This is a genomic window from Staphylococcus simulans (assembly GCF_002902285.1).
GTDB classification, from domain to species: domain Bacteria; phylum Bacillota; class Bacilli; order Staphylococcales; family Staphylococcaceae; genus Staphylococcus; species Staphylococcus simulans.
The window spans coordinates 12,072-24,545 of sequence record NZ_PPRU01000038.1; the positions used below are offsets into that span (position 1 = coordinate 12,072).

A 12,474-nucleotide genomic window follows, 5' to 3' on the forward strand; every position below is an offset into this window, starting at 1 on the left:
AAATGTAAAAGGAAAGTTGAATATAATTTAATAAACATATAGAAGTGTGTTACTCATGTACATTATAATGAACACAAGAAAATAATTGTGAGGTAATTATAAACATGAAATATTGTACAAACTGTGGGAAACCTTTAGCACCAGATGAACACTATTGCACAAATTGCGGTAAAGAAAACAGAGATTATCATGAATTTTCACGTTCTGAAATTCTACACGAGCGTACATCAGTTTCACCTTGGAAAGTCATCGGTTGGAGTCTGTTAGGCTTAGTTATCTTAGCTTTAATCATAGGCGGCGCTTATCTTGCTTTTTATTTCTATAGCGGAGGTTCAGGAAACCACCAGCAAAGCGCAAATAATCATGAACAAGCAACGCATCATAACTTGCCAGACACAGATAAAATCTCAGTCAATGTGAATTCAACGGAGTTTAGTCAAAACTTTATGAAATCATCGAATACACATGGCTATAAAGGCTTTGAAATTGGTCAATCTAAATCAGATGTACAAAGTACGTTCGGCAAATCAGAAGGTACAAAAGAAGTTCGTGGAAACAAAGTTGAATTATATGACGATATGGGTGTCAGCTATGATAATGACAATAAAATTGACCATGTCTTTGTGATCCCATCTCATATGTCTGAAACTGAGTTTACAAGTTTTCATAACGCACCTGATATAAATCATGGAAGTATTTGGTATTACGATACGCTGAAAGATAATGGATTCAGTATTAAGGTATATACAAAAGACAATATGATTGAAGCCATTGAAAATATTCCGCAAATTTAATGAATCATAATTATTAATTTAACCGGGGGTGGGTTGATTGAGTCATTTAGTACAAAATACCTTATCAGCTTGGGCGCTCATTGAAACATTGCAACCAGGTGAAGTTGAGGGTATTGATGATTATTTAGATAAGAAAATTTTTGAAGCACAGTATAAACAAAAAGTGATGCATAACTTTGAAGTATTCAAGCCTATATGGGAATAAGATGATTATAAATTAAAAGAGTACGCAGCTAAACAAGGGCAATTACAATTTCAAATGTATCGCCATTGTTTTAAGTTTGCGGAAATTGAGAAAGCATTGCGTCAAATGTTTAAAGAGGAAGAAGTTTATAACGAAAGCCAAAAGGATTGCTATGGCTACACTTTCATGGTAGACAAACAAGGTAATGTCTTAACAGACACCATTTATGTTCCAATGCTTATGAGTGCAATGAAGGGTCTCAAAAAGAATCAAAATGCTGATATAGAATCAGAATATGAACATAATATGGAACGCTTTAGATTAGAGTGTGAAGGTATTTTAGGTGATAATCCATTAACAGAAGCACGTTTAAATAAAATGGACAAATTGTATACGAAGTATTTTGAGCGCTATGAAACGCAGTATTCTAGATTCTTTAAACATGCAATCGCAATCAGATATGTTACGCCAGAAGAAGAAATGGATGAATTAAACAGCTTTTTCTTAAGTGATATTGAAGCAGCTAAAGCTTCTCCAAACGCAACATTAACACAGTACATAGAAGGGGTTGCTGATACAGAGAAGACTGAAATAGATGAAAACAGAGCGTTGATTGAAGAAATATTACAGCCTAAATATTATCCTGACGGTAGATGGCCTTCTTTAGTTGAACACCGTCTCTCATTGATGCAACAAGTTGCGGTAAATCGTATCACAAGTGGTACTAGTAAGGTGAATTCAGTTAATGGACCACCAGGAACTGGAAAAACCACTTTGCTCAAAGATATTTTTGCACATAACATCGTGGAAAGAGCGAAAGAGATGATAAAGCTTTCTAGTCCATATAAAGCTTTTGATAAGCGAAAGATACATGAAACAGATAGATTTGATACGCACTTCCTTAATGAAAATATTGCTCAATTTAAAATGGTTGTGGCCTCAAGTAACAATGGTGCAGTAGAAAATATTACCAAAGACTTACCAAAAGTAGACGAGATAATTCGTAAAGACGGCGATTCTAAATTTCCAGAATATGAACGTGCTTATCAAGATGAAGCAGAAAAATTAGCAGGGTTCGCTAATATTGCTGAGAAAATCATCGAGGAACCTGCTTGGGGAATGTTCTCAGTTGCACTTGGTAAAAAGAAAAATATCGATCTTGCAAATAAGTATGCCGTCATCAGTAAAGAAGAGGGTTTAACCAGCTATTTAAGTGAACAAAAAGAAAACACTGACTATAAAGATTGGAAAGAAGCTAAAAAAGCATTTAAACAAACATTAGATAAAATTAATGAGCTAAAAACAGAGATTGAAAAAGGAGTTCAGTTAAATGCTCATTATCAAAATGCTGAATCCAAAGTTCGCCAATTAGAGAAAGAAAGTGTTCAAAATGCCAGAATTGTTGAAAAGTTAAATGAAGAACTTAATCGATTAAAAACTTTAAAAGTGGAAGTTGATAAAGAATTAGATGAAAGTTCGGATGAAATTAAATTGCTAAATCATACGATGGATCAAGAGAAAAACAAAGGGCTTTTCGGTAAAGTGGCACAATTGTTCAATGGTGACAATCAAACTTCTTCTAATCATAATTTAAGCGAAAAAGCGGCAAAGTTGATGGATGAGAGAGAACAACTTAAAGCCAAGCGTAAAGATATTAAAGAAAAAGAAACAGAGTTCGAAAAACATAAACGTGATGCAGAAGGACGTCTTAAGGAAGATGAGAAAACGTTAGAAAAATTAAAAGCTGACTTACAGAAATTTAGCGAATTCAAAAAACAACATGATAATGTTCAATTTTCGGATGATGCTTTCTGGGCAAAAACTAATTATGATGAGAGACAAGAGAAAGTATTGAATACGTCAGATGAACTCCAATTCTACAGAGGCCTCTTGTTTATACAAGCAATGGTACTGCATAAAATTTTGTTAATCTTGAACTATAAATCTGTACAGTCAGGGCTATGGGACTTTGTGAAACGTCATGAATATATTAAAGATAAGTATGAAAAAGTAGAGAATGCTTGGAATATATTACATTTAGTTTATCCAGTAGTGAGTACAACGTTTGCAAGCTTTAGAAATATGTATCGTGATATGTCGAAAGATTTTATTGATTATTTATATATCGATGAAGCAGGACAAGCTGTACCACAAGCGGCAGTCGGTGCCTTACAGCGTTCTCGAAAGGTTGTTGCAGTGGGAGATCCAATACAGATTGAACCTGTAGTTACGCTAGATCCGTATCTTATTAATTCTGTACGTAAAGCTTATAATGTACCAGAACGACTCGTGAGTGTGGAAGCTTCTGTTCAAAGTCTCGCAGATAATGCGAATGCTTATGGTTATTGGAAAGGTACTGACACTGATGAAAAAGAATGGATTGGTATTCCGTTGAGGGTACACAGAAGATGCTTAAATCCAATGTTTGATATTAGTAATATTATCGCTTATGAAGAAAAAATGGTGTTGCCGCCTTATATTAAGAAAAAACCAGGACAAGCTGCTTGGTTAGATATCAAGGGTAAAGCAGGTCCAAAACAATATGTTAAAGAACAAGGTGAAGCAGTTGTTCAGCATTTATTAGAAGATTGGAAGCAAGCCAAAGCAAGTGGTGAGGAAATACCAAGTGTGTTTGTGATTTCACCCTTTACTAAAGTGAAAAGTGAAATTCAAAAGGCAGTAAGTAATCGCTTGAAAGATAGCTTTGATATGACTTGGAGAGAAGCGAGAAGTTGGGCTAATAAATCTATCGGTACTGTGCATACGTTCCAAGGGAAAGAAGCGGATAAGGTTTATTTTGTGACAGGAACAGATGAAACACAAAACGGCGCAATTCAATGGTCGTGTCAAAAACCTAATTTAATTAATGTTGCGGTAACACGTGCAAAGAAAGCATTTGTTATTGTAGGTGACAAAGAGAGAATCAGTAAACTCGAAAATTATGATGTTGTCGCAAACAATGTAGATTAATCATGCTTTGTTAATATAACAAATATTAAAATAATATATATTGGATATTTAGTAACGCTCCTCTATAGCTCGATTTAATATGTAGTGATAGAGGAGCCTTGTTATATCAAGGGATAGGGAGATTGTCGATTATTTCTGTATATTTATTTCAGTAAGAAATATACAAATAAATATAGATGGAAATTTTAAAAGTGTGAAAGCTATGTAAAACTTATTTAAACATCTCTTTGTTAACTATTTCACAAACTTTCTTTCTATGTTATACTTTCAGTGAATCAAAGGTAAATATAAAAAATGAATCACTTGATACTCGTTAACTTCTCATATGCTAGGTATGAGAAAAAAATTTTGCGGTATCATGTGAAAATATTCACAAAGGAGAAGAGGGTATGACAAAGTCATTATTTGAAAAGGTTAAATTAGCTTCAGGAGCTGAATTAGATAATAGGATTACAATGGCACCTATGACCATCCAATCAGCTTACTTTGATGGATCAGTAACGGCAGAGATGATTGATTACTATAAACACCGCTCTGGTAAAGTGGGTGCGATTATTGTAGAAAGTTGTTTCGTAATGGACAACGGCCGTGGCTTCCCAGGTGCTATCGGCATAGATACAGATGAAAAGATTCCAGGTTTAAAACGTTTAGCAGATGCGATTCACGAAAACGGATCTAAAGCAATTTTACAGTTATATCATGCAGGGAGAATGGCTGATCCTAAATTAAACGGGGGTGCGACTCCAATTTCAGCGAGTCCGGTTGCGGCGCTTCGTCCAAATGCGGCAGTACCTCGTGAAATGACAGCATTACAAGTTGAAGATATGATTCACCAATTCGGTGAAGCAACAAGAAGAGCAATTGAAGCGGGTTATGATGGTGTTGAAATTCATGGTGCGAACACATACCTCTTACAACAATTCTTCTCACCTCACAGTAACCGTAGAACAGATGAGTGGGGAGGAAGCAGACAAAAACGTACGAATTTCCCAATGGCTGTATTGAAAGAAGTGCAAAAAGCAGCAAAAGATAATGGTGCTGAAAACTTCATTATCGGTTACCGTTTCTCACCAGAAGAATTAGAAGAACCAGGTATCCGTTTTGACGATACAATGTATCTTTTAAATACTTTAGCAGAAGCACATCCAGATTACTTCCATATTTCTGTGAACAGCTATAAACGTACATCTATTGTAGATACAGCGGATAAAGAACCATTAATTTCAAAATATTTAAAACTTCAAAGCGATACGTTAGCTGACATTCCAATTATGGGTGTAGGTAGTATCGGTCAACGTGAAGATGCTGAAGAAGCATTAGAACTTGGATACGACTTAGTCAGCGTAGGTAAAGCTTATTTAGTTGAACCACACTGGGCTGAAAAGATTGAAAAGAATGAAAAAGTTGAAGATTTCGTAGATATTCATGATCAACGTTTATTACACATTCCATCTCCGTTATGGAAAGTAATGGACTTCATGATTGTCGATAAAGAAGAAGAACAACGTAAATATGAACGCTTAAAAGCGTTACAAAATAAAAAGGTTAAATATAACCCAGGTACGTATGAAGTCTTCGCACAAGGACACAATGCGAACTTACCAATGAAAGTTGTGTTCTCTGAAGATGAAATCGTGTCTATTGAAGTAGATGACAGTAATGAATCAGAAGGTATCGCAAACCCAGCGTTTGAACGTTTACCAAATGAAATCATTAATGGTCAAACATTGAACGTAGATGTGATTTCTGGTGCGACAGTGACATGTGAAGCGGTTATTGAAGGTGTGGCAGAAGCGATTAAACAAGCAGGCGAAAATCCAGACATCTTACGTGCGCGTCCAAAACCAGTTGTAGAATGGTCAGACGAAACTATCGAAGAAACAACAGATGTTGTAGTCATCGGTACAGGTGGTGCTGGTTTAAGTGCAGCAGCTTCAGTCTTAGAACAAGGCAAAGAAGTGATTATGCTTGAGAAATTCGCAGCTATTGGTGGTAACACAATCCGTACAGGTGGCCAAGTGAACGCGCCTGAACCTTCATGGCAAAATACATTCCCATCATTACATGGTGAACAAGAAACACTAGAAGCGTTAATGAACCATGATGAAAATGACATTGAGGAAGAATACCTTGAAGACTTCCGTACATTAAAACAACAAATCAAAGAATATTTAGAAACACAAAAAGAAGGACAAGATTACTTGTTCGACTCTATTGAATTACACCGTATCCAAACGTACCTTGGCGGACGTCGTGCGGATAGAAACGGTAAAGTCATCACAGGTCAATACGACTTAGTTAAGACATTAACAGACAATGTCTTAGAATCAGTGAAATGGTTAACTGAAAAAGGCGTACACTTCGATAGAACAATTGTAGATATGCCTGTAGGTGCTTTATGGAGACGTGGACATAAACCAATGAAAGCTCAAGGTTTAGAGTTCATTGAATCACTAAGTGACTATGTTCGTAAGAACCATGGTCAAATCATGACTGAAACAACAGCGGATCGTCTGATTAAAGAAGACGGTAAAATTGTCGGTGTAGAAGCAACGAAACATAATGGTGCGAAAGTTAGAATCCATACACGTTATGGTGTGGTTATCGCCGCAGGCGGATTCGGTGCGAATACACAAATGATTCAACAATATAACACATATTGGGATAACATTCCTGATGATATTAAAACAACAAACTCACCAGCAATCACAGGTGACGGTATTAAATTAGGTGTTCAAGTAGGTGCTGACTTAGTCGGCATGGGCTTCTCACAAATGATGCCGATTTCTGACCCTAAAACAGGTGCATTATTCACAGGCTTAATTGTGACACCATCTAACTTCGTCTTCGTCAACAAAGACGGTGACCGTTTCGTCAACGAATTTGAAAGCCGTGACGTCTTATCTAAAGCAGCATTAGACCAAAAAGATGGCTTGTTCTACATCATTGCTGATGAAAATATTAAAGAACTTGCGATGAACACATCTCAAGAAAAAATTGATAAAGAAATTGAAGAAAAAGTGCTTTATAAAGCAGATACGCTTGAAGATTTAGCAAGACAATTAAATATGGATCCAGACCACTTTGTGAAAACAATTGAACGTTATAACGACTTCGTGGATAAAGGTCATGATGATGACTTCAGTAAGAACGCATTCGATCTTAAGATTGAACGTGCACCGTTCTACGCTACACCACGTAAACCAGCAGTTCACCATACAATGGGCGGTCTGAAAATCGATACAACTGCACAAGTCATTGATATCGATAACAACCCAATCAAAGGTTTATACGCAGCAGGTGAAGTTGCGGGCGGTATCCACGCGGGTAACCGTTTAGGTGGTAACGCACTTGCGGACATCTTCACTTACGGTCGTATCGCAGGTCAAAGCATTATTAAAAATCACTAAATGAGGAGGAACAAGTAATGGCACAAAATAAGAAACAACATCAAACATTTAAACCGGGTACACAGCTCATCGTTGCGATTATCTTATCCATCCTCACGTATTGGTTATTCGCGCAATCCTTCTTGAACATCGCACCGCATGTTCAAAAAGATTACAACATTGATATGACTGTCGTGAATATCGCAGTAAGTTTAACTTCACTATTCACAGGTATCTTCATTGTTGTAGCAGGTGGCTTAGCGGATAAGCTAGGTCGTGTGAAAATGACACGTGTCGGAATTATCTTGAGTATTGTCGGATCTATTTCCGTCATTATCTCAAGTATTCCTGCACTGTTGATTATCGGCCGTGTCTTACAAGGTTTATCAGCCGCATGTTTAATGCCGGCAACGATTGCGATTATTAATCAGTTCTATCATGACGAAGAACGTCAAAAAGCGTTAAGTTTCTGGTCATTCGGATCATATGGCGGAACAGGTATCGCGTCATTCTTCGCAGGACTTGTCGCAACATTCTTTGGATGGAAATGGATTTTCGTATTATCAATTATCCTATCTTTCGTCGCGCTCTACTTATTTAGAGGAGTTCCAGAATCAAAAGAGCCTGGCGCTAAAAATATGAAGTTCGACGTTGTAGGGATTGCTATCTTCTTAATTATGATGTTAAGTATCAACGTAGTTACAACACAAGGAACGAGATTAGGTTGGTTGAACCCGATTACTTTAACACTCGATGCGATTTTCGTTATTTCAGTCTTTGTCTTCTACTTCTATGAAAGACAAAAACATCAACCGTTTATCGACTTCAGTGTATTCTCAAATAAAACGTATATCGGTACAGTATCAGCGAACTTCTTGTTAAATACAGTAATCGGATCACTCGCATTATTTAATATCTATGCACAAGCAGGATTAGGTTTCTCAGGATTAAAAGCAGGTTTCGTCACAATTACTTACTTAATTGGAAGCTTATCTATGATTCGTATTGGTGAACGTTACTTACAACGTAAAGGACCAAGATTCCCAATGCTTGCAGGACCGATTTCTATCGCAGTAGGTATACTGCTTATCTCAACAGTATTCTTACCAGATGTAGTTTATATCATCGTATCAGTCATCGGATTCTTATTCATTGGACTTGGACTTGGTTTCTTCGCGACACCAGTTCTTGATACAGCATTAACGAGTGTTCCAGCTGAAAAAGTAGGGGTTGCCTCAGGTATCATTAAAATGTCATCAACACTCGGTGCCGCATTCGGTATCGCAATCCTGACAACAGTCTACTCATCACTCGCACCAAACCATACACCAGAATTCTCAGCAGGTATTGCCTTCGTTGTAGGTGCAGCCGTAATGCTTAGCGCATTCGTCGCATCCTTTGTGACAATACCGAAAGGAAAAATGGAGAAACAATAAAATAATATGACACAAGAACTGCTAATCTATACAGGTTAGTGGTTCTTTTTTAATGCGAATAACTCAATTTTATACGGCCGTCATACTCACTTCAGACAAGCGTGAGACTGCCTTGTATGGTTGAGTTTATTCGTTTATAAATATTGTTGTTAAGTGGACATGCACTGTCCTAATCATATGGTTTAATAGAGCTAATTGATTAGGCTTTTAGTATCGATTATAAAAACAAAGTGATAGGATGAGGCAAAATTGGATAACAATAAATTTGAAGAAACTATTTTAAAGCATGATGTTTTAGATCGTGATGAATTTTTGGACAAATATAATCCATGGCAAACTGAGCGAGGTAAAAAAGTTATACAAAACTTTGCTGATATTATAAATGGGAAAACATCATCTGATGAAACTAATGAAGAGAATTTTTCTTGGTTAGCTATAGAAGAAGTTTTTGAAAAAGAGTTTTTATCAGATAAAACACGTGAATTCAGAATTCCAGCAAATATTGATTTTGGTTTACCTAATCATGTTAAAGGTGATATAGATAACTCGAATTTATTTATTTGTTTAACGAACCCTAATATTCAAGTTGAAGATAAACACGTTGTTAGAGCATATTATAAGAAGAGGAAATTCAAAGATTTCATAGAGTCATTAACTCACTACTTTGATGTTTTTACTTCTGATGCAGATATAAGCTCAAAAAAAGAAAACTTCCCTAGTGAAGCTGAAGTAAGCAAACATATTATTGATTTCGATGAAAATATTTTAATGTCTGAGTTCAGGTCGCTTTTAGATGATAGTTTGAAAGGAAGGTCTACAGATATATTAAGGGGTGTGGATGTTTTATCAGAACATTATTACTACCTAGGTAAGTATTTTTACCCTTTATTTGGTGAATATAATAAGGAAACTACATTTCGTAAACTTCAATCTAAACTTTCTGAAAGCTTAACAAATGAAGATGCTGATGAGTTAGAAGAAAAAATTAAAAAGGCTTCTATTTGTAATGTTGAATCATTTCCGTTTCGTTCAGGAAATCCTCAACTAGGAGATGATGAAGAAGCGAATTTTGGCAGGGAGTTATTGAGTTATAAAAATAATACAACTTTATTTAGTGCACGTATTATTTTAAGAAGAATAGCATTAAGCTTAAAAGAAAACTCTAAAGAAACCCCAGCATTTATTTTCAGAAGATTTGATAGAGCTTGGAAGAATCAATTGATTGAAGTCTTGAAAAAAGATTATAAAGTCAATAATGATGAAATAAATGAGTATATAAATTGGCTTGAGAAACGTTATTTTTATACTTTTGGAAACCGGGATGTTAATAATATGAGTTCTGCACTTATAAACGAGAGCATACAAAAACAAGACAAACCAATAGGTAAAAAATTCGAAGAACTAAAATATAAAGCTAATGCCATTATTTTTACCAAAAATTAACGATAAAAATCATCAATAAAAAAGCTGCATGCCCTTAATTTCAAGGTTATGCAGCTTTAATAGTTATATGAAATTATTTTCCGTAACCAGAGTCGATTTCTTCGCCGTCTTCATCATATTTAGTGACGTATTTGTCTGGTTCAATGATGTAAGATCCGGCAAGGTCACCGTCTTTATCTGTGAATGAGAATCCCCAGTCGTCTCCATCTTTTTCTGGTTCTTTATATGTGTATGTGTCTGTATCAAGTGTGCTGCCTTCGAATGATTCTACAACGTCGATGACGTTTTCACGTGTGACTTTTTCGTCTGAGCTTTCGTCATCATCGTCATCTTTGCTCATTTCTTTTTCTAATGCTTTATCGATTTGTTTATCGATTGCATTGTCATCGAAAGAAAGTTTTACTGTTTCTGGACTTTCTGAATCACCTTCGAATTTCACTACTTGTTTGTCTGAAGTGAAGTTCTTACCTTCAACATCAGCTACTGCGTAGACTTCAACTTTCTCATCTGGCGGATATGGACCATAATCAGTAGAAGAGTCGAAGTCATGTGGTTTGTTGTTGATGTAAAGCGTTGTATCTTCTTCGTTAATACTGTAATTATCTAACTCGACATTGAATTTGATTTGATCAAAGTTTGAGTGAGCAAGACTAGAATGTTGTGATGCATAGATTTGAAGTTGTCCTTTATAGTCTTTGTCGTTAACTTTCTTCGTAGCTTTTAACTCATAAAGACCAAGTGGGAACGAGCCGATATGACCATTACTATCTACTTTGTGTTTCTTGCCTTCGTATTCATAAGTAATTGTGCCACCGTCTGAAATATCATCCATACTAATAGAGTAGTTTGGAATATCAAATTTATAATCATCAAAGAAGAGCCATTTCTTTCCATCTTGGTCGATGTTCATAATTGTTTCGCTATCATATTTAACAGTATCACTGTACTTATGATTACGTTTCATGCTTTCGCCTTTTTCCTTAACTTCATTACCGACGGTTTTATAAAGTTTTCCACCTTCTAAGATATCAAGAAAAGCTTTAGCCTCATCTTTACTTAGCTTTTTACCGTCTGACGTGACATACTTTTTAACTTTATTTGGGTCTTTATCTTTAATCGCGTCTGCGACTTGATCTGCTTGATGTGTGACACTTGCTTGTTGTTTACCGATAAAGAAGAGTATCAGTAAAACAATAATGATTGCGGCAATAATACCGATGATTACCCACATCTTTTTAGATTGTGGTTGGCGTGGTGCTGAGTGATAGTTTTGATTAGAGCGCTTAGGTGTTTGATTCGTGGGTGTTCCGCATTGTGGGCAAACTTTCTGTCCCTCTTTAAGTTTGTGTCCGCAATTACGACAGAACTTCACTAGAAACCACCTCCAAATCTAAACAGGTCTTCAAGCATACTTCCAAAGATATCTACAAATGTATTTCGAAGCATTTCACCGTAGATTGATAGTACGATAAATTGAACGACAATATAGATGATGATACCGAAGAATACTGGAATACGTAATGTATGGTAACTAGAGTATTTCGTGATGAGATAAACGGCTGATGCATAGAAACTGACAATTCCTAGTAATAATAGGAATGAACCGATTGAATAAATTTCCCCTCGTAGTAACAGTAATCCTAAAATGAAGAAAATGAATGAGAAAGTATTAATGAATACAAAGTCAGACAGAATCTTCGCAAAACTGATGTTGTCTTTAACTACCAGGCGTGTCACACCAGCAAGTAATCCATAAGAAATAACTAAGAACAATAAAATACCGAAGAATGATTTTGTGACAATACCTGATTTCGTAACGCCATATCCAATGTAGTTGACTTCGCTTGGAACGAAGATAGCTAAAACAATCAGTGTCAAAATTAAAAATACTGCAGAGAGTATGCCGATAAATTTAAGTGAGAAAGATTTAGTACCTGCAATCACATTGTCGTGTGATTTGAAGAGTTGTGAAAAGAAACTCGTCCCTTCGTGTTTAATTTCATTCGCATGTTGATTAAATTTTTCTTTGTCGAAACTAGGTTGTTGATTAGAGTGTGTTGGTTCATTTTCATTGTGGTTATGTAATGCTTGAGATGATTCTGATTCAGTAGAATTTTGTGAGGAAACAGCTGATACTTTAGTTAAATCGATTCCGCATTCTCCGCAGAAACGATCGTCTTGTTCAACAGGTGCTCCGCATTTTGGACATTTCATGTTAATCCCCCTTAACTTTTAATTAAATATAAAAAATAATACAC

At 35.9% G+C, this 12,474-nt stretch carries 8 protein-coding genes; 6 read left to right on the forward strand and 2 right to left on the reverse strand.

What is annotated here, in order from left to right:
• Window positions 1-104: 104 nt before the first annotated feature.
• The 6 genes from CD112_RS08970 to CD112_RS08990 all read left to right on the forward strand — a co-directional run bounded on the left by CD112_RS08970 (window position 105) and on the right by CD112_RS08990 (window position 10,216).
• Window positions 105-794 carry a zinc-ribbon domain-containing protein gene (locus CD112_RS08970; RefSeq protein ID WP_070463024.1) on the forward strand — a complete coding sequence of 230 codons (690 nt, stop codon included), beginning with the start codon at window positions 105-107 and terminating at the stop codon, window positions 792-794.
• A gap of 37 nt (window positions 795-831) precedes the next feature.
• On the forward strand, window positions 832-999 hold the full coding sequence (locus CD112_RS13620; protein WP_159081724.1) for a hypothetical protein: 168 nt from the start codon (window positions 832-834) through the stop codon (window positions 997-999).
• A 105-nt stretch (window positions 1,000-1,104) separates the two neighbouring features.
• A complete protein-coding gene (locus CD112_RS08975; protein WP_170121948.1) occupies window positions 1,105-3,948 on the forward strand; it encodes a DEAD/DEAH box helicase in 2,844 nt (947 codons plus the stop codon).
• Between the two features lie 389 nt (window positions 3,949-4,337).
• Window positions 4,338-7,358 carry an NADH-dependent flavin oxidoreductase gene (locus CD112_RS08980; protein WP_103364188.1) on the forward strand — a complete coding sequence of 1,007 codons (3,021 nt, stop codon included), beginning with the start codon at window positions 4,338-4,340 and terminating at the stop codon, window positions 7,356-7,358.
• Between the two features lie 17 nt (window positions 7,359-7,375).
• Window positions 7,376-8,773, forward strand: a complete 1,398-nt coding sequence (locus tag CD112_RS08985) for an MFS transporter (RefSeq protein ID WP_103364189.1) — start codon at window positions 7,376-7,378, stop codon at window positions 8,771-8,773.
• Window positions 8,774-9,022: 249 nt separating this feature from the next.
• A complete protein-coding gene (locus tag CD112_RS08990; RefSeq protein ID WP_103364190.1) occupies window positions 9,023-10,216 on the forward strand; it encodes a hypothetical protein in 1,194 nt (397 codons plus the stop codon).
• A gap of 73 nt (window positions 10,217-10,289) precedes the next feature.
• Here CD112_RS08990 and CD112_RS08995 read toward each other — a convergent pair whose 3' ends face one another.
• Together CD112_RS08995 and CD112_RS09000 are read right to left on the reverse strand one after the other, a co-directional pair.
• Window positions 10,290-11,588, reverse strand: coding sequence for a TcaA second domain-containing protein (locus CD112_RS08995; RefSeq protein WP_070463016.1), 1,299 nt, complete (start codon window positions 11,586-11,588; stop codon window positions 10,290-10,292).
• Entirely contained in the window at window positions 11,588-12,430 is an 843-nt protein-coding gene (locus tag CD112_RS09000; RefSeq protein ID WP_070463013.1) for a zinc ribbon domain-containing protein, read from the reverse strand. Before CD112_RS09000 ends, CD112_RS08995 begins: the two co-directional genes overlap by 1 nt.
• Window positions 12,431-12,474: the final 44 nt, after the last annotated feature.

Bases quoted from the DNA above. Each gene is read 5' to 3' on its own strand.
- CD112_RS08970 (WP_070463024.1), top strand. From the start codon at position 105: ATGAAATATTGTACAAACTGTGGGAAACCTTTAGCACCAGATGAACAC.
- CD112_RS08975 (WP_170121948.1), top strand. From the start codon at position 1,105: ATGTTTAAAGAGGAAGAAGTTTATAACGAAAGCCAAAAGGATTGCTAT.
- CD112_RS08980 (WP_103364188.1), top strand. From the start codon at position 4,338: ATGACAAAGTCATTATTTGAAAAGGTTAAATTAGCTTCAGGAGCTGAA.
- CD112_RS08985 (WP_103364189.1), top strand. From the start codon at position 7,376: ATGGCACAAAATAAGAAACAACATCAAACATTTAAACCGGGTACACAG.
- CD112_RS09000 (WP_070463013.1), bottom strand. From the start codon at position 12,430: ATGAAATGTCCAAAATGCGGAGCACCTGTTGAACAAGACGATCGTTTC.